This is a genomic window from Anaerocolumna sp. AGMB13025, from assembly GCF_029689925.1.
In the GTDB taxonomy this organism is placed as follows: Bacteria; Bacillota; Clostridia; order Lachnospirales; family Lachnospiraceae; genus Anaerocolumna.
Map to the genome: position 1 here is coordinate 2,087,954 of NZ_CP121445.1, position 19,874 is coordinate 2,107,827.

General features: G+C 42.0%; 13 protein-coding genes. 8 read left to right on the forward strand and 5 right to left on the reverse strand.

What is annotated here, in order from left to right; all coding sequences use genetic code 11:
* The first annotated feature begins 124 nt into the window (after positions 1-124).
* The 3 genes from QA584_RS08455 (at position 125) to yaaA (ending at position 8,110) form a co-directional block, all read left to right on the forward strand.
* Entirely contained in the window at positions 125-5,650 is a 5,526-nt protein-coding gene (locus QA584_RS08455) for a S8 family serine peptidase (protein WP_278274080.1), read from the forward strand.
* 368 nt (positions 5,651-6,018) lie between these two features.
* A complete protein-coding gene (locus QA584_RS08460; RefSeq protein WP_278274081.1) occupies positions 6,019-7,296 on the forward strand; it encodes a DUF6273 domain-containing protein in 1,278 nt (425 codons plus the stop codon).
* 31 nt (positions 7,297-7,327) lie between these two features.
* Positions 7,328-8,110 carry a peroxide stress protein YaaA gene (yaaA, locus tag QA584_RS08465; RefSeq protein ID WP_278274082.1) on the forward strand — a complete coding sequence of 261 codons (783 nt, stop codon included), beginning with the start codon at positions 7,328-7,330 and terminating at the stop codon, positions 8,108-8,110.
* A 215-nt stretch (positions 8,111-8,325) separates the two neighbouring features.
* Here the strand turns inward: yaaA and QA584_RS08470 are convergent, their stop codons facing one another.
* The gene (locus QA584_RS08470) at positions 8,326-9,111 is read right to left on the reverse strand and encodes a TetR/AcrR family transcriptional regulator (RefSeq protein ID WP_331487864.1); all 786 of its coding nucleotides are present in this window, start codon (positions 9,109-9,111) and stop codon (positions 8,326-8,328) included.
* Positions 9,112-9,316: 205 nt separating this feature from the next.
* On the opposite strand from QA584_RS08470, the gene QA584_RS08475 reads away from it, so the two are divergent.
* Positions 9,317-10,621, forward strand: a complete 1,305-nt coding sequence (locus tag QA584_RS08475) for an MFS transporter (protein ID WP_278274083.1) — start codon at positions 9,317-9,319, stop codon at positions 10,619-10,621.
* Between the two features lie 3 nt (positions 10,622-10,624).
* Here QA584_RS08475 and QA584_RS08480 read toward each other — a convergent pair whose 3' ends face one another.
* The gene (locus QA584_RS08480) at positions 10,625-11,761 is read right to left on the reverse strand and encodes a 5-methyltetrahydropteroyltriglutamate--homocysteine S-methyltransferase (RefSeq protein ID WP_278274084.1); all 1,137 of its coding nucleotides are present in this window, start codon (positions 11,759-11,761) and stop codon (positions 10,625-10,627) included.
* Between the two features lie 106 nt (positions 11,762-11,867).
* On the reverse strand, positions 11,868-12,791 hold the full coding sequence (locus QA584_RS08485; protein ID WP_278274085.1) for a LysR family transcriptional regulator: 924 nt from the start codon (positions 12,789-12,791) through the stop codon (positions 11,868-11,870).
* Positions 12,792-13,028: 237 nt separating this feature from the next.
* Here QA584_RS08485 and QA584_RS08490 point away from each other — a divergent pair, with 237 nt between their 5' ends.
* From QA584_RS08490 to QA584_RS08500, 3 genes are all read left to right on the forward strand, one after another.
* Positions 13,029-13,202 (forward strand): chorismate--pyruvate lyase, encoded by a 174-nt coding sequence (locus tag QA584_RS08490; RefSeq protein ID WP_278274086.1) that lies wholly within the window; start codon positions 13,029-13,031, stop codon positions 13,200-13,202.
* Positions 13,203-13,317: 115 nt separating this feature from the next.
* Complete coding sequence (locus QA584_RS08495; RefSeq protein WP_278274087.1) at positions 13,318-13,860, forward strand: DUF6323 family protein; 543 nt, start codon at positions 13,318-13,320, stop codon at positions 13,858-13,860.
* Positions 13,861-14,198: 338 nt separating this feature from the next.
* Positions 14,199-16,013, forward strand: coding sequence for a BclA C-terminal domain-containing protein (locus QA584_RS08500; protein WP_278274088.1), 1,815 nt, complete (start codon positions 14,199-14,201; stop codon positions 16,011-16,013).
* 107 nt (positions 16,014-16,120) lie between these two features.
* Here the strand turns inward: QA584_RS08500 and QA584_RS08505 are convergent, their stop codons facing one another.
* A complete protein-coding gene (locus QA584_RS08505; RefSeq protein WP_278274089.1) occupies positions 16,121-17,206 on the reverse strand; it encodes a tetratricopeptide repeat-containing glycosyltransferase in 1,086 nt (361 codons plus the stop codon).
* On the reverse strand, positions 17,193-18,308 hold the full coding sequence (locus tag QA584_RS08510) for a tetratricopeptide repeat-containing glycosyltransferase (protein ID WP_278274091.1): 1,116 nt from the start codon (positions 18,306-18,308) through the stop codon (positions 17,193-17,195). Before QA584_RS08510 ends, QA584_RS08505 begins: the two co-directional genes overlap by 14 nt.
* Before the next feature lie 358 nt (positions 18,309-18,666).
* On the opposite strand from QA584_RS08510, the gene QA584_RS08515 reads away from it, so the two are divergent.
* Entirely contained in the window at positions 18,667-19,776 is a 1,110-nt protein-coding gene (locus QA584_RS08515) for a C45 family autoproteolytic acyltransferase/hydolase (protein WP_278274092.1), read from the forward strand.
* The last annotated feature ends 98 nt before the right edge of the window (positions 19,777-19,874 follow it).

The window sequence follows — 19,874 nt, forward strand, 5'->3', positions numbered from 1 at the left end:
GAATAAAGCGTCATTATAATTCGAGGGGAATTAAAGATAGCTGCTCAAATAAAAACGAAAGGAGGAAAGTAAATCACAGAGCAGATATTTTTAAAAATATAATGAGTTTAGGAGTGAATAAAAATTGAATAAGGGTAAGTTTAGAAAATTTATTACTGCATTATTACTTTTACTAATGATATTTAACCCTGCCGCTGCCATGGCAGAAGCAAATTATTCTCAGGTCTTTTCTTCCGCAGAGGGGGATCTACGTACAGAATCCCTGAACAAGATGGATGCTTCATTCAGAGATTCTCTGACAGACGGAGGCTATGCCGAAGCGATTGTTTATCTGAAGAGTCAGGTAGACAGTATGGGAGTTGCAAGTGAGGCAAAGAGTGAACTCTCTTCTGCCTTAACCCCCCATAAAGCTAAAATTGAAGTAAGAAAAGAAGTAATAGGGGCTTTAAAGGATAATGCAGAAGATACCCAGCAAAAGTTATTAAAATACGTTACCCAGGAAGAAAAAAAGGGAAATATCCTGGAATATAAACCCTACTACATAATCAATGCCATATATGTTAAGGCAACAAAAGATGTTCTGGAAACTATTTCTTACATGAACGAAGTAGAGAAAATCTACGAAAATAAAATAGTTCAGTTAGACAAGCCTGAAATTTCCAAGGAACAAATTCAAGCGAATGCAGCCGGAGTAGAATGGAATGTGGAAAGAATCCGGGCAAATGAAGTATGGAGTCTTGGCATAGACGGTACGGGAGTCGTAGTCGGCACCATCGATACTGGCGCAACCTGGAACCACCCGGCCCTTATGACGAAATGGAGAGGGTATAATCCAAATGACCCTGCTAATCCAAATCCCGAGGGAAACTGGTTTGATCCTGTAAATGGGACCAGATTACCGGTAGATGAACCAAGCATTCCCCACGGCACCCATGTACTTGGAACGATTTTGGGACAAGAACCGGATGGGAGTAATAAAGTAGGAGCGGCGCCTGGGGCAAAATGGATAACGGCCAAAGCATTTACCCCGGATGGCGGCAGTGATGATGCTATATTATCGGCAGCAGAATGGATGCTGGCACCAGGCGGCGATCCGGCAGCCGCACCGGATGTAATTAATAACTCCTGGGGCGGTGGTCCGGGTCTGGATGAATGGTTTAGACCTATGGTAACTGCCTGGAGAGCAGCCGGTATTATACCGGTATTCTCCTCCGGAAATCAAGAGAACCAGGCAGCCCCCCCGGCGTCGGTAAGCGCACCAGCTAACTATCCGGAAAGCTTTGCAGTGGGGGCCTTAGACATTAACAATGTCAGAGGTGATTTTTCAAGAAGAGGCCCGGGACCTTATAATAACTTAAAACCGGATGTTTCTGCCCCTGGTGTGAATATACGTTCCAGTGTTCCCGGAGGGTATGAAAGCGGCTGGAGTGGCACAAGTATGTCGGCTCCGGCAGTTACCGGAACCATTGCTTTGATTTTATCCGCCAATAATTCGCTGTCCATTGAAGAAGTAGAGAACCTGCTAAAAAGTACGGCAGTCCATAAAGAAGACAGCGATGACCCAGGTTACCCCAACAACGGATATGGCTACGGGTTAATTGATGCATTTGCAGCAGTATCTGAAATAGCCGGAGGAACCGGTACCATTGAAGGCAAGGTATTAAAAGAAGGGGAAGATTTAACTAATCCTGTGATTGAGCATAATCAACAGATATTTGAAACTTATTTAGGAGCGGACATCCCAGTCACGGCTGAAATATCAGATGATGTGTCGGTCATAGATACAGAACTGTTAGTAAAGGTAACTGGAAAGTCCTATTGGATTACCTTACCCTTAACAAGAACCTCAGGGGATTATAAGTCTGGTATCTATTCGGGAACTATACCCGGGGATATTCTGGAACAGGCGGGAGTCAGCTATAAAATAAAAGCCAGGGATTATGACGGTAATGTGGTTACCACCGGCGAGTATAATATTTCAGTAAAATTTGGTGCTCTGCCGGATGAGTATTCCAATGATTTTGAAAGCAGTATTGCTGGTTTTAGTTTAAATGGGGACTGGCAATGGGGAGAACCGACTAAAGGAGTAGGACCTACACCTATTAGCGGAACAAAACTAATCGGAACTAATTTAAAAGGTAATTATGCGAATAATGCTGACAGCGTACTGGTAACAGTACCTCTTGATTTAAGGAATACAGATTTAACCCTGGCACAGTTTCGAATCAGCCAGTGGTTTGATATGGAAGCAAACCGTGATAAGGGCACCATCTATGTTACTAATAACTATGGCGAGACCTGGAATCAGGTCGGTCCTGTCTATACCGGTACACAGACCCAGTGGAAGGAAATTGTTATTAATCTAAATGAGTATATTGGATCTCCAGATCCAGTATTTATCGCTTTTAGAATGACCTCGGATGGTTCGGTCCAAAAAGCCGGATGGTATCTGGATAACGCAAAACTCATAGCTACCGATACCATAGCACCGGGTACACCGGCAGGTTTAAACGGCAGAGTTGTATTTGGAACAGCAGCCTTACAGTGGAATGGAGTTTCAGACATTGATACCGCAGGATATAGGATTTACCGCTCGGAAACCATTGACAGCGGATATGAGCGGATAGGTGATACACCAGGTACTTCCTTTGGAGATAATACCATTGAAACAGGAACCACCTATTATTATAAAGTCGCAGCATATGACTATGCAGGGAATGAAAGCGATTTATCGCAGCCTTTGACAATCGTAGTTGGGAATCTGGGAGACTATGTATTCCTGGCTGATTTTGAAGAGGATAACGGGAACTTTACAGCAGGTGGTACCAATAATTCCTGGGCCTGGGGAATCCCGGCTTCGGGACCTGGAACAGGATTTTATGGGGCTAAGGTTTATGCTACCAATCTTTCTGGAAATTATGCCAATAGCAGCAACTGCTATATTGAATCACCTGAAATCAGGCTGCCGGCTGGGGAAAACAGTGTGTTGACAGTAGGACAATGGTATGAACTGGAGAATAAATATGACAAGGGATATATCCAGATTGCTAAGAAAGATGGAGCTAACTGGTCAGCCTGGACAGATCTTGTACCGGGAGGATATTTTACAGGAGATGGGAAGAACTGGACCAATCTTGATCTGCCGCTTAATTCCTCTCTGGCTGGTCAGACCGTTAAAGTAAGATTCCTGTTAACAAGCGACAGCTCTGTTAACAAAGCAGGCTGGTATATTGACTATGTATTAGTTGATACAGTAAATGATGATACTCTTAGTAAACTTCAGAAAGAAACTAAAATAAATAAAAATACTGACCTTACGGTTACGAAGAAAGAGACCGAGCCAAAACCCTTTAAGCTTGATTTAAAAGCAGTAGAGACGAAGAAGAACGCAAAATACAAAACTGTCAGTGATGAGGAAGTAAGTGCAATTTCCTCAGTAACCACTGGTTTACCGGTAGATGCGGTGGTTACCGTTCTTGAAACAGGCAGAAGTGCAAGAACGAACCCGGCAGATGGAAGATATACCTTAAAACATGCGATGAATGACGCAAATGGAACCTGGACGTTACGAGCTGAAGCATATGGATATTATCCGGCAGAAGGACAGGTGCATCTGGGAGAAAATCAAACAGTGAAAAAGAACTTTGTTTTAGAGGAAATGCCCAAAGGAACAATTACCGGCCGTGTAGTAGACCGGTATTCCAAAACTCCGGCTGCCTTTGCCACCATAAGGGTTAAGGAGGATTCCAAAGTACCGGTGGTAACTGCAGATGAAAACGGGAATTTTGTAATTCCTGAGATTTATGAAGGCACCTATACCTTAAAAGTAATCGCAGATGGATTTGAGCCGGGAGAAACCACCGTTACGGTAGCCGGTAATGAAACCACAGATATCCAGGTGGCGTTAAAGCGGTTTGTAGGCTATGAAGAAGAAATTGTCTATGATGATGGCACAGGAGAAAATGCACTGGTATTGAATTCAGCAGGGAATGGATTAGCAATAAGAGTGAGCCCTTCTGGTTTTGGAAAAGTGAAAGGCGCTAACATCTTTTTCTGGGGAACTGACTGGCCAAGTCCTGGCGGTACACAGATTGGAGTTACTCTTTATGATACGGATGAAACTGGAAATCCGGTAAAACTCGATACAGCACCAAAAGTAGTTAACGTAGTGAGAGGTCAATGGAATTATATTGATTTATCGGAATTTGGATTCTCAACGGATAAAGATTTTTACATTGCTACTTGTCAGACTGCCGCCGGTACAGCATCACCTGGAACAGGCATTGATGAAGCAAGTCCGTATGGTGACAGATCTTATCTGTATGTAGGGGATACCTTTACACCCCTGGCAGAGGAAGATACGGAAGGCGGATTAATGATAAGGGCCAGAATGGAATATTCGGTTGATACTCCGGTTATAACTAATTTAAAAGATGTAACCTATACCAATCAGGATAGTATTCTGGTAGAAGGAACTGTAACAGCAGACGGAAAAGTTAATCTATATGCTAACGGAGTTAAAGTGGAAGAAGTAAATGCGGTGAACAAAACCTTTCATAAAGTAATACCGCTAACAGCGGAGGAAAGTATAATTACCGCAACGTCGGAACTAAATGGTAAGGAAACAGAACCCTCTGCACCAAAGACCGTCATAAAGGATAAGCTGCCGCCGGAATTAACAATTTCATCACCTGCAGACGGTTCCGTCACCAAGGAAAGAGTGGTAGATATTATAGGAACCGTCTCCGATGCTCACCTGGACCGATTGGAAATCGGCGGGGAGACAGCTGTAGTTACAGGAGGGGCCTTCCATATTGAAAAGATTGTTCATGAGGGTGAGAACGTATTTCAGTTAGCAGCCTATGATCTGGCAGGTAATAAGACGGAAAAAACCGTAACCGTATCTGTGAAACAGCAGCTTCCAGTTATCACTGACTTACAGCCGGAGCAGGATGTTCAGCTGACTCCTGGTGAAGCGCTGACGGTCAGCTTTCGAAGCGAACCAGGCGGCAGAGGAGCATTTCGTGTCCTTCTTCCAAGCAGTATAAACGCACAGAGCAATAACCTGATTGCCATGGAAGAAGTCGAGGCGGGCTATTATACAGGTACGTTTATCGCACCGAAGGCAAACATAAGCGGTCTGATCGTTGAAGCTGAATTTACTGACAGCGCAGGTAATACCGTAACTGCAACTGCACAGGGAAAAGTAAATATTGTGTCTGAACAAGGAATAGAAGCGGTAACACCTTCTGAAGATGTGAACTTAAATGGCGGTGAGACCATAAATATCAGTTTTAGAAGCAGTACAGGTGGAACAGGGGCGTTTAGGATACTCTTCTCCGGTTATGATGTAACGAAAACTACCAGATCAGCTATGACGGAAACTTCGCCTGGATATTATGAAGGAACCTGGACAGCTCCGTATAATACCAAAATAAATGGGCTAACCATTGAAATAACCTATACGGATAGTGAGGGCAACACCGTTATTACAACTGCAAAAGGTAAAATTAATGTTATGGAAACCATCGGCGGCGGTAATGAAATGAAACCAGAAATACCGGAGCAACAGCAGAAACCGGTATTACCAGAAAGACCAAGTGTTCCGTCCCATCCCATTATACCGGTTGTCCCCAAGGAGACAATGTAATTTGATATTCTAATCTTTTATATAAAATAAATCAAGGGCTGTTGTAAAAATGGTAGGGCTGCCAATGCTTTGACTGTAATGAGTCTTAAAGCTGTAGAAGAGGTATGCTTGCGTAATTTTTACAACAGCCTGTTTCATCTTTCTTTTAACATAACTGGTCATAAAAAAATGCTGGATTTCTGTCCGCCTTTGATTTATAATGTTACGGTTATAAGAGAAAAGTATATCTTTCCTTGATTGCTGGATTAACTGAGTTAAGGGGAGTAATGTAACTATTTGTAAGGTGGCAGTTAGAAAGGTTTCCCCATGAACGCCGGGGAGGATTTGATTGGCAAATAAGAAAGAATGGCAGGTAAGTATAAGTTATTATGGAAAATAAAAAAAATGTATCATCAGAAAAAATAAAAAAAGAGCAGAAAGCAGCCAGCAAGACGACTCCTATAAAACCTGAAACAGTAGAAAACCTGGAGGAGCAAAAAGAACAGGATTATCAAAAACTGGTTAATTTGATGAATTGTATTAAATGTATGCCGGACAGCAGTTCCAAGGTAGAGATGTACCGGCAGGTTTCCGTTAAATTTCAGTCATTCTCCGACTACAAAGAGGCAGAGGGGTTTGCCGGTCAGTGTAGTAATCTGGCCACAAAGACCGATGGGACAATCAAAAAAGAAGTCTATGAAATTGCGCAGAATAAAAAGAAAAAAGCTAGACATACGGCAGATTACAAATTAGCGGCAGAGAACTTTAAGGAAGTAAGTGGTTATCTGGATGCCGATGCACAGGCTTTGGAGTGCGAACGCCTAATCGATCAGATTGAAATCAAGAAGGCTAAAAAGAGAGTAATAAAGTTTGGGGCTGCGGTAGTCATCATACTGATATTAGCGGCAGGAATGCAGACTTCCCATGCTAAGTATTATTTAGCAAACACATTTATGTTTACTCATTCTTATGAGTTGTCCATAAATATGTATAAGAAGCTTGGCCCATATAAAGACTGTACTGAACGACTTGCAAAAAGTGAATATCTGTATGGAGAAAAAGAAAAGAAAAAAGGTAACTTTGAAAGCGCTGGAAAAGCTTTCGCAGAGGCAGGGAATTATAAAGACAGTGAAGCACAAAAAGTCAACATGGAGCAGCAAGCTATTAAAAACAGCGAAGTTGGTAAATACGTCACCATAGGTGGTTTTAAATGGAAAATCCTTGAATTTCAGGGCAACCAGGTACTATTGCTGAAAAAGACGGCACTGCCGGAGAGAGCCTACAACGACGTTTCCGGAGATACCACCTGGGAAAATTCCTCACTAAGAAAATGGCTTAATTCTGAGTATCTTACGAACACCTTTTCTGAATTAGAACAGCAAAAGATAACTCTTTCAGAGGTAAAGAATAAAGATAATGAATCCTATCATACCTTAGGCGGTAGTGATACCAAAGATTATATCTTCCTTTTGAGCATAGAGGAAGTACAAAAATACAGTGAACTGTTCCCTGAATTTAAGAATAACAGCTGGCTTCGTTCACCTGGTGCAAGACCGGACAGTGCTGCATTTCTTTCTGTAAGCGGTAAGGTAATGGATTATGGGTATGCAGCTGCCGACAAAGATGAATTTACCGTACGTCCTGCATTATGGTTTCAGTTTGAGTAGTATATGGGATAGACCATAGATAGAGAAAACAATGAGAATAATAATTTCGCCCGCAAAAAAAATGAATAGGAACAGAGATCTTCTGGAGTATAAGGACTTTCCTCATTTTATAAAAGAAGCAGAAAGTCTATTGTCATACTTAAGACAATTAAGTTATGACGAAATGAAAGGGGTCTGGAATTGTAACGATAACCTAGCCGCTTTAAATTATGAGCGTGTAAAGAAGATGGATTTGTATAAGAATCTGTCACCTGCAATCCTTTCTTATGAAGGGATACAGTATCAGTATCTGGCACCGGCAGTATTTAATAATCAGGAATATCAATATCTGGAGAAGCATCTTCGTATTTTATCCGGGTTTTATGGAATGTTAAAACCTTTTGACGGAGTTACTCCTTACAGATTGGAAATGCAGGCAAGACTGAAAAGTGCAGAGTTTGGTTCGCTTTATGAATTTTGGAACGGGAAACTGGCGGAACAGCTTTCTAAAGAAACCAACTGCATTGTAAATCTGGCCTCCAAAGAGTATAGTAAAGGTATATCCGGCTGGTTATCTAAAGACATCAGATTTTTAACCTGTGTGTTTGGTGAGATGATTCATAACAAGGTTATTGAAAAAGGAACTCAGGTAAAGATGGCAAGAGGTGAAATGGTTCGATATATGGCCGAACATCAGATAGAAGAGATAGAAAAAATCAAAAATTTTAACCGACTTAATTACACCTTTTCTGAATCATTATCCGATGAAACTACATATACATTTGTAAAAAGAGAAAAGTTACAAGTTGGAGATGAATATGAAAGTCCTGATTAAGGTAAAGCCGGACACTACTGCAGGCGATGTGCTGGAATACCTGAAAAAGGGCAGAGAGTAAGATAAGGGAAATCCCAGTGTTATGTTAGAAAATTTCATTGGAAATATGCTAATTAATCCGGATTGTCTTAATTAGCATATTTTATTAGAAATTTATGCGGTAAATGCGGTAGTTGAGCAGTTCTATACCGAGGCTGAAGGTTCTATATTGCATTTTAGGGTGTTGTTCTTGTCTTAATACCAAGCCCCATAAGTGTATAGGTAATCAGGTTCTTTATAAAATCCGGGTCAATTGTTTCTCCTGTTATTAACAAGCGGTAAAACACCGGAGCAAAAATCAGGTCAATACTTAGTTCAATATTCAGGTCTTGTATTAATTCTCCCCTGTCCAGACCACGTTCCAGAATGTGTTTTACTATAAGACGTCTGGGCGTGAAATACCGCTTTTGGTATTCTTTTGCTACATTATTGTCAAATTGCCCTTCGGCTATCAATTCGGTTATAACTTTACCTTTCGGACTGGTTATAAAAGCAGCCAGATTGTTAACCTGAATAAATAAATCCTCTTTCACCGAACCGGTATCCGGTACCTGCAATAAGGATTCCGTTGCGGCAAAATAACCGTCCAAAACCACAGCGGCTTTATTGGACCACCACTTATATATGGTTGCTTTACTAACGCCGGCTCTTTCGGCAATACCTTCAATCGTTACATTCTTAAAACCATTATCTAACAGCAGTTCATAGGAAGCTGTTAATATAGCTTTTTTTGTTGCTTCACTGCGGGGACGCCCCAATTTCTTTTCATGATTTATTACATGATTTTTTTCTAGATTCATTTCATGATTTTTTTCTAGGTACGCTTCATGACTTTTTTCTAGGTTCACTTCATGACTTTTTTCTAGGTTCACTTCATGACTTTTTTCTAGATTCACTTCATGATTTTTTTTAAGGTTCTTTTCTGGATTTATTTCTAAATTCTTTTCTGATTTCTCTTTCATGTTTGTCTCCTTAATATTAAAAATATTATTTATTTCCCCATGCCAAGATTTAAAAATTAATATAAATAATAAACGATACGTCTATTATACTATAATTATCATAAGAAAAAAAGAGGTTGACAAAACTAAACGCATCGTCTACTATATAATTAATGAACGATTCGTTTAGAAACTAGCTTTCGCCAGATGGAAAAGGAGGATTAGAATGAAACAAGAAATGAAACAAGAAATGAAACAAGAAATGAAACAAGAAATGAAACATGAAATGAAACATGAAATGAATAATGAAAAGAAATATAAAATGAAGAATGGAAACGTCAATGATATGAAAGATGGTAAAAAAATTTCCATGGGACTGATCTTGCTATTTGCCATATCCTGTGGGTTAATCGTAGCAAATCTATATTATGCACAGCCTTTGGTAGGACCTATAAGTGCTGATACAGGTATTAAAGCTTCTACAGCAGGTTTCATCGTTACGCTGACCCAGCTAGGTTATGCGGCCGGACTTTTATTCCTGGTACCCTTAAGTGATTTATTGGAGAACAAGAGTCTTATAATATCTGTTTTGATTATCGCTATACTGGGACTTATTAATGCATCCCTTGCCCAAAATTCATATATCTTTTTAGGAGCTACCGTACTAATTGGTCTTGGTTCTGCGGCAGCACAGATACTAGTACCGTTAGCAGCCTATCTGGCACCTGCACAGCAAAGAGGACAGATTGTTGGTAATGTCATGAGCGGACTGCTGCTTGGAATTATGCTGGCAAGACCTGTCTCCAGTCTGATTACCGGAATCTGGAACTGGCATGTCGTGTTTTTTTTATCAGCTTTTATTATGGTAATCGTTACAATTTTGCTTTTTTTCCTTCTGCCCAAAAGAAAACCGACTCCAAAAGACACCTATCCGGTCATTATTAAATCGCTGTGGCAGCTTTATAAAACAACGCCGGTTTTACGCAGAAGATCCTTATATCAGGCAGCACTGTTTGGAAGTTTCAGTTTATTTTGGACGGTAGTACCTTTATACCTGGCACAGCATTTTCATTTCTCTCAGAAGGAAATTGCAGTATTCGGTTTCGCCGGTGTTGCCGGTGCGGTAGCAGCACCGATTGCCGGAAGACTAGCAGATAAGGGGTGGACGAAGAAGCTTACTGGGTTTGCGCTTTTGTTAGCGTCCATGGCTTATGCCCTTACTCATGTTTTACAAAACAGCGGGAGAGCTTCCGTGATTATATTCTGTATTGCTGCAATTCTGTTAGATATGGCGGTTTCCGGTAATCTGGTGCTTGGTCAGCAGGCCGTTTATGCATTAGGGGATGAAATACGAGGCAGGGTAAACGGAGTATTTATGGCTGTTTTCTTTCTGGGAGGAGCATTGGGCTCATCTTTGGGAGGATGGTCTTATGCTTATGGTGAATGGAGGGCAGCTTCTTTCATTGGCTTTAGTTTACCAGTTCTGGCATTCCTATATTATCTTACGGAGAGAAAAATAAAACTTGATTAAGGCTCATCCCCAGACTTCATCAGCAATTTCTTTTATAAAACTAAGCTTTTTCCATTGTTCTTCTTCGGTTAAGATATTACCTTCCTCAGTGGAGGCAAAACCACATTGAGGACTTAAGCAGAGACGGTCTGGGCTGATGTACTGTGCAGCTTCTTTTATTCGGTTAATGATTTGTTCCTTATCTTCCAGGATACCGGTTTTGGAGGAAATCAGACCTAGTACTACGGATTTTTCACCGGAGACTTCTTTTAAAGGTGTAAAATCACCGGCTCTGTCGGTATCATATTCCAGATAATACGCAGAAACATGTTCGCCGCCAAAAAGGGTCTTGGCGACTGGTTCATAACCTCCGGAGGTTGCCCAGGTGGAGTGATAGTTGCCACGGCAGACATGGGTGGTTACCGTCAGGTCTTTTGGAAGATCAGCGATGGCATCGTTATTAAGGCGAAGATAGAGTTTTAATAGTTCTTCCACATCATATCCATCCCCTGCCATAGCAGACCAGAAGTTTTTATCACAGAGCATGCCCCAGGTGCAGTCGTCTAATTGCAGGTTCCGGCAGCCTAAATCGTAAAATGCCAGAATTGCCTTATGATATGCCGCAGAAATGTCACGGTAGAGTTCTTCTCTGTCAGGATAGTATAGGGCGGTTGCTTTTGCATTCTCTCCACGAACAAGTTCTGCAAAGAACTGGGCGGGTGAAGGCAGGGTTTGTCTGGCGGTTACCTCATTGCCAGCAATCTGTTTCAGATACTTATAATGAGCTAAAAAAGGATGGTCCTTAAAGCTTATCTTGCCAGAAAGTCTGGCAGAATCTGCACGGGTTTCCTCACCATGAAAGAAATAACCATGGTCTAAGACAATGTGCTCCACACCATCAAAGCCCCAAAAGAAATCCAGATGCCAGTAACTGCGGCGGAATTCACCGTCGGTCACCGCTTTTAGTCCGACTTCTTTTTGCTTGCTTACAAGCTTTGTAATTTCTTCATCTTCAACCTGGGTAAGATCAGCCGGTGTAATTTTACCGGCAGCTAATTGTTCCCTTGCCTCTTTTAATCTTTGTGGACGCAGGAAGCTGCCGACTATATCGTAACGAAAGGGAACAGTTGCTCTTTTGGTTATGTTTTCAAATATACTCATATAGGTTTCTCCTTACTATTTTTATTTTTCATAAGTATAGCATGGAGTACAACCTATAGGGTAACTCTAATAATTTATATTGGGATATAGGTAAAACCTATATCCATCATTCTTCCAGAGGAAGACCGTATTCCGCGATTACATATTTTAACTCCTTCACATAAGTGTTAGCCTGTTTGCTAAGCTGTATCTGGTGGTTGGCAATCCAGCCCACCTGAATTTCATCTTCCGCTTTAAGGGGAACCGGAATGATATTATCCCCGTTTAAATCAGCGCTGAGGATTCCGGTAGAGATAGTATAACCGTTTAATCCGATTAATAGGTTGAACAGAGTAGCACGGTCACTGACATGAATACTTTTCTTATGGAAGGCAGTACTTAAAATTTCTTCGGAGAAATAAAAGGAATTATATTCGCCCTGCTCAAAAGAAAGATAAGGATATTCCGATAAATCCTCCAAAGTTACAAATTCCCTGGAAGAAAGAGGATTCTGCTTACTTATGAAGATATGGGGTTTTGCCGTAAACAATGGATAGAAATCCAGCCGGTTTTCCCGGAGTAATTTTTCAATTACCTTTTTGTTAAAAGGATTCATGTATAGTATGCCGATTTCACTTCGGAGATTCTTTACATCTTCGATAATTTCATAGGTACGTGTTTCACGAAGGGTAAATTCATATTCATCAGCCCCGCTTTGCTTGATTAGATTCACAAAGGCATTTACTGCAAAGGCATAATGCTGGGTGGAGATGGAGCAAAGCTGTCTTGAGGGTTTTTTATTAACGTAACGCTGCTCCAATAACCCTGCCTGTTCCACAACCTGTCTGGCATAACTTAAAAATTCTGCTCCGTCTATGGTAAGAGTGATGCCCCTTGGACTCCTTATGAAAAGTTCGATTCCAATTTCATGTTCCAGTTCCTTTACAGCGCTGGACAGACTGGGCTGAGTAATAAATAAGCGTTTTGCAGCCTCATTAAGGGAACCGCAGTTTACAATTTCGATGATATATTTTAATTGCTGCAGTGTCATATAAGCACCTCCGTTGGTTGATTGCTTTCAATTATAGCATAAGTTATAGATTAGAGATAATATTTAGCAAATGTATTTTAATAATATAAGAGTTTTCATTTCTAAAAAACTAACTTTTTAGGAGTAATAGTCTTTCCTTTTTCTGCTATAGATAGTAGAATTATTCTAGTAATCATGCTTATGACTTATATAAATAAATAATTGATAGGGATTAAACACAGAAAGCAGGAGATAAAAATGGAAATATGGAATTACCTGGTAGAAAAAATTGATGGGGATTATGCATATCTTAGAAGAACCGATATACCGGACAATGACTTAAAACTGGTTGCCCGTGCTATATTGCCCGCAGAGATTTCAGAGGGTACTTGTTTAAAATATGAACTCTTTGAATATACCATAATCGAATGAAATCCAGTACTTCTTTTCTACTTATATAATACCATAAAATCGCCCATTTTACAAGTCTTGTAATACGGAGGGACCGGAAGTATAATGAGTTACTATATTTTAAAGGGGTGATGTTATGGAAGACGATATTTTTGATTTAGTACAAATGAATAAGCAGGAACTCGAAATTACTAGTTTACTTTCCTGCAATGAAAAAACGGAACAATTTGGTCTTGTATTAACAAAAGAGGATGCGACGGAACTTGTAGCAGGCAGAAATGATAGCTTGAAGAGTTATAAACGGGTAGAATTCGGAGCTGGTATTTTAGAAAAGCTGATATTCTATTTTTGCGATTCCCAGTATATTAATCAGGAAAATTATACCGAAACGTTAACGGAGCTGCAGGATATCTTTTATCAGTATAAAAATGAATCGGATGATAAGCTGACAGATGAGGAACTGTTGACCTTCATGAAAGAACAGTTTGAAAGTGTTTGCACAGGTGATACTGATTATCTTGCCGATACCTGTCTGGATAGGTTTGCACAGGCTGTCAGGGCTGGATATACCGGGTATGTGGGTACCGACGGTCATGACCAGTACGGAGATTTTGATGAAGAGCAGAGATGGGATAAAGACTTGTATTTAGAGGTGCTCACAGAATTGTGCTGGAGATGATGTAAGAGTAAGAATCACTCGGATACCTTTTTGCAATCAGGATAACATCTATATCACATTACAAAAGGATAATGGATATTATAAGAGAAAGGCGTACATTTAGGTAGAGTACGCCTTTTTTATTTACAGGAAAGTTCTTTGAACCATCCTGTAAAATAAAAACAGACCTGCAGATTATGGGAGATTGTGTATAGGACAAGAGTAAAAGGCACATTAATGTTATATTTTCATATGATATAGGGGATAATGATATTTTTTGCTGAAAAATATCATTTATTCCAGGTTTTATAGATATCTTTATAATGATTTTACTCAAAATTATTATAGGAGGAGTTAGAATGAGTGATATAGCTTTACAACTAGAACGCATCAGTGCCGGGTCGGTAGCTTTAGCATCTAATGTAATATTTGATACTGTCGTATACTCTGCCGGCAATATAAGCTACAATCCTGCAACAGGTGTAATTGTATTTAACGAACCAGGAAGATATGTGGTTAATTGGTGGGTTGCGACTCAAAGTACGCTGTCACTTACCGGAGCAGTATTTGCATTATCATCCTCTAATGGAGCCTTTTTAGTAGGAGCTTCTCCATTAAAAACTGGAGAAGTTGTGGGTACGGGTATTATCGAAATCGTTACGGCGCCAGCAACGCTAACTTTATTAAACAGCAGCGCAGATACGGTGTACTATTCGGTAATTGTACCAGTTAAGGCAACCTTAGTTATTATTGAAGATGATATTACTGGTGGAGCAACGGGACCAACGGGACCAACCGGACCAACGGGACCAACTGGTCCAACAGGTCCAACCGGAGCGACGGGAGCAACGGGACCGACCGGTTCAGCAGGGGTAACAGGTCCGACTGGTCCAACAGGGGCGACCGGTCCTACCGGTGCAGCAGGAGCAACGGGACCAACTGGAGCAGCCGGAGTAACCGGACCAACGGGACCAACCGGAGCCACGGGAGCCACGGGACCAACCGGAGCCACGGGACCGACCGGAGCAGCCGGAGTAACCGGACCAACCGGAGCAACGGGACCAACCGGAGACACGGGACCGACCGGAGCAGCCGGAGTAACCGGACCAACCGGAGCAACGGGACCAACCGGAGCGACGGGAGCCACGGGACCAACCGGAGACACGGGACCGACCGGAGCAGCCGGAGTAACCGGACCAACCGGAGCCACGGGACCAACCGGAGCGACGGGACCGACGGGGCCAACTGGAGACACGGGACCGACCGGAGCAGCCGGAGTAACCGGACCAACCGGAGCCACGGGACCAACCGGAGCGACGGGACCGACGGGACCAACCGGAGCCACGGGACCGACCGGAGCAGCCGGAGTAACCGGACCAACCGGAGCCACGGGACCAATCGGAGCGACGGGACCGACGGGACCAACCGGAGACACGGGACCGACCGGAGCAGCCGGAGTAACCGGACCGACTGGGCCAACGGGACCAACCGGAGCAACCGGACCAACGGGACCAACCGGAGCAACCGGACCGACCGGAGCAGCCGGAGTAACCGGACCGACAGGACCAACCGGAGCAACAGGACTGACCGGAGCAGCCGGAGCAACCGGACCAACGGGACCAACCGGAGCAACCGGACCAACGGGACCAACCGGAGCGACGGGACCGACCGGACCAACGGGACCAACCGGAGTAGCAGGAGCAACAGGACCGACAGGTCTGGCAGGAGCAACCGGTCCTACCGGTCCAGGAGGAACGGCTGATATTACGAATTATGGTTATGTATATGAGCTTGCTACCATAGCTGACTCTACTGTTGTAGGCGGAGCAGACGTACCGTTTAGTAATAATGGTCCGTTAAGCGGAGTAACTCATACAGCAGGAACTACAACAATCACTGTTCCGGTAGCTGGCTCTTACCAGATTGACTATTATGTCAGCATAACGGCAGGTGTAGGTTCCGCTATAGCTATAGCAGTTAATGGTACGGTTGATGCCTCCACTAATATTGTCGCTCTGGTAGCTACGGGTGAGATTTCAGGCACAGCAATACTGACCCTTGCTGCTGGAGATACACTTACACTTAGGAATAACTCAGCAACACCATTGGTACTGACCCTTGCACCAGGTGTTGGATCTCAATTCAATGTTATTTTATTAGAAGCAGCAGCTTAAGGATATTGCTTAATAATTAAGTGAAGGCCGGCAGAATATGCCGGCTTTCATTTATTCAAACGATTCATAAGATTATAAGGATGCCCAAATACCCAGGTTCCACTCAGTTATACTAGTTTCCCCTCGATCAGTCTTAGATTGTTCTTAAGCCGTTCGTCCTCAGGACTAAATAAAAGTGCGGCTTCTGCGTGTTCTTTGGCTCTTTCAAACATGCCAAGTCTGTAACAGCTGATAGCAGCCAGGTCATTGGGATTATAATCCCAGCAATACCCCATATTTACAAAGGTTTTGGACTTTTCCTTTATTTTCAGGGCTTCTTCTGACATAAAGAATGCCGTAGGCCAATCAGAAATCAGATATGCCATTTTTGCACACTCAATATACGGATCACGCATATCCGGTGTCTCGGCAATGGCCTTATAATACCAGCTGTAGGCCTGCTTTAAATCATTTAGTTGGAAGCAGGACTTTGCAATCCATCGCATTGCCGCACTTCGTTCTTCCTTCCACACGGAAGTGGGCAGGGAAAGATACCGCTTCAACGTATCAATACATTTCTGCCATTCGTAATTGTACATATATTCTCTTCCAAGGTAATAGTTAACACGGCTTCCTGCCGGATCTTCATCCACAGCCAGCTCCAAAAGCGGTAGATAGGATTTCCTGGACTTTGTGCCGTCCGGATAATGATTCAGCACTACACCTTCTATTTCAACAGTTTTAAGAGTCTCTGCACCATAATAGCTGAGCCATTCATGGACTGGATGTACCCATTTAAACCCTTGTCTGGAATGTATTTTAGAATAATACATTTGGACATCAGGAGAGCCGTCCGCTTTTAAACTCCAGTTATAAATGTATCTGCCGGATTTGGCATCCGGTGTCCAGGCTTGCTCCAGGCGATCCCTCCAGCCTTTTTCAAATAGTTCATCAAGATCAGTGCAGACACAAATATCAACATCTTCTGGTACATGATCTAGAGAGAGGTTTCGTGCAGCATCAAACCGCCAGGGTTTGACCGGGTCTACATAGACTACTGCACCTCTGCTTAACAGTTTTTCTGCGGTTTTATCATCGGAACCTGTGTCGGTAACGACGATAAGGTCGGCCTCACTCATGGAATCCATCCAGCGGTCTACAAATTGCTCCTCATTTTTGCAGATTGCATAAACACATACCTTATACCTGTTCATGGGCGGTTTCCACCTTTACATTATATTTCATATCAATTAACTCCAGATTTCTTTTTAAACGGATATCATTCGGCTCCAGCTTTATAGCCATAACTTCATAGTTATGGGCTTTCTCATACAGCTTAAGCTGATAACAGCAAATGGCAGCCAGATCATATAGTTCATAGCCCCAGGCATCGGTTTCCAGGAGATAGCTGCCTGTCTTTTCTGTAATGGCCAAGGCCTTTTCTGTCATAAGGTGAACCAGAGGCCAATCATTTTGTAGATAGCCAAGTCTTGCCATATGCAGATATGGCTCCCGCGTATGTGGGCATTCGGCAATTGCCTGGTACAGCCAAACGCGGGCTTCTTTTAAATCACCCTTGTTCTGAAAACATTTTGCTATAAAACGCATAGAAGCGCAGCGTTCCTCGTTCCATTTCGCGGAGGGGAGACTAAGGTGACGTTTAAGCTCCGAAATACACTTATCATAAAAACCGTAAAACATATATTCCCTGCCCAGCCAAAAGGCTGTCCTGTCATCTTGGGGGTTTTCCTTAGCGGACAATTCTAATAGGGGCAGATATTGTGACCTTGGTTTGCTAAGGTCAGGGCGGTGGTTTAATACCATGCCTGGTACCCATACGATGGATTCAGTACTTTCACCGGTGTATACTAATATTTCATGAACGGGATGCACCCAGTGAAAATCATGGCGTCTATGGATTTTCTCCATAACAAATTGCTTATTCGGTGTTCCGTCTGCATTATAGTTCCAGGTAAAAAGATAGGCTGCCCGGGTATTTACAGGCTGCCAGGCCGCTTCCAGCTTTTCGCGCCACCCTGTTTCAAATACCTCATCCATATCATTAGGCACACAAATATCCACATCCTCCGGAATGTGATTCATTGCTGTATTGCGGGCAGTATCAAACCGCCAGGGATTAATGGTTTCAGTATAGACAACAGCCCCTCTTAAACGGAGCTTTTCTACGGTATTGTCAGTTGAACCGGTATCTGTCACCACAACCATATCAGCCTCACCAACAGCATCCATCCAGCGGTCTACAAATTGCTCTTCATTTTTACATATTGCGTAAACACATATCTTATATTTATTCACTTGATTTATACACCTCTGTCCTTCAGGGATAGTCTTATTTAATCAGAGCATTAACAGTAATTACATAAAAACAGATAAAAGCAGTATAAATACTCCAATCATTTTTATTATATGTTTAAACAGGGGTTGGGTGTTACTAAGAATCTATTTTATATCATTTATAAGATCTTCTATATGTGAGAAACCTTTACTAGATAAATATAATGTGTCAAGGATGCTTAAAACTAAGGGGGCGAGGCATTTGAGCTGAAATCTAAAATAGAAGCAATGTTAAGAAGTTAGCAGTTTTAATCAAAACGGACGGGGTATTCTTACAATATAATCTAGATATAAATCTTGCAGAAAGAAGGAGAATACCATGAGGGATGAGAAAGAAAATAAAGTAATTTACAGACATGTGTCACTAAAAGGGACATCTTATGAGATTGGCAGGAAGGAAGCTGAAATAATGAAGGAACAGTTCCCGGAAGGAATTGATTTCTGGTTTAAAGGCAATGAGATGATACATCCGGCTTCTATAAAAAGTATTCGGGAAGTAATGGAGCTTATTAATCAGTATAGCCCGAATATGAATGAAGAAATAAGAGGGTTTGCAGAATATTTTAACCGAACAGCAGAGGAAGTTATCTATTATTCCTTTTCTCATGTCGGTAAAGGCAACTGCGGACATTTTACAGTCCTATCCAATGCCGACGAAGAGCATATCTATGCAGGAAGAAGTTATGAGTGGGATGCGGATGAGGATAAACTGCTCCTTACCATAAAGGCAGAGGGTTCCTACAGCCATATGGGTTTTAGTTTACTGTTCTTTGGAAGATATGACGGCATGAATGAAAAAGGTTTGTGTGTAACCATGTCCAATGCTGCCCCGTGCATAATGTCTGAGGAGGAAGGGCTGCGGTTCTGGCTGGTCATCCGTATTATTCTTGATACCTGTAAGGATATCAGCGAGGCAATCCATTTATTGAAGATAATTCCTCTTGCATCTTATTGCAACCTGATACTTACTGACCGGAATAATGAAGCTGCGCTGGTAGAAATAAATAACTCCGTTAAAACCATAAAAAGAATTTCAAAAGCATCCGAAAAGAAATATCTTTGTTCCACAAATCACTACATTTTGCCACAGATGCAGCACCTTGTCAAAAATCGGATGCAGCAGTCAGTGGATAGATATAAAGCAATTGTTACTACTCTGGAAACAGCAGCCGTAGAGAAAAACTCACTAAAAAAACTGCTTTCAACCCATATGCCAAAAGGGCTGGCCTGTCATCATTACAGTGAAGGCTTAGGAACTATGTGGGCTGTATTGTATGACCTTACCAGCCTTGAGGCAGAAATTTGTTTTGGATCACCGGTAGTTAATGAATGGTACACGTTTGGACTAAATACTAAGGAAGGGATTTATGAATACACCGCTGTACTTCCCGATGAAGAAGCAGACCCTGATATATGGCAGAGAATATAAGTGTGTGCATTTAGATTATTACTTTGTAAAAGACAACATAATATCAAAAGTTTCAAAGAAAAGTGTTATAATAAGCTAAGTTATAACACTTTTTTTTT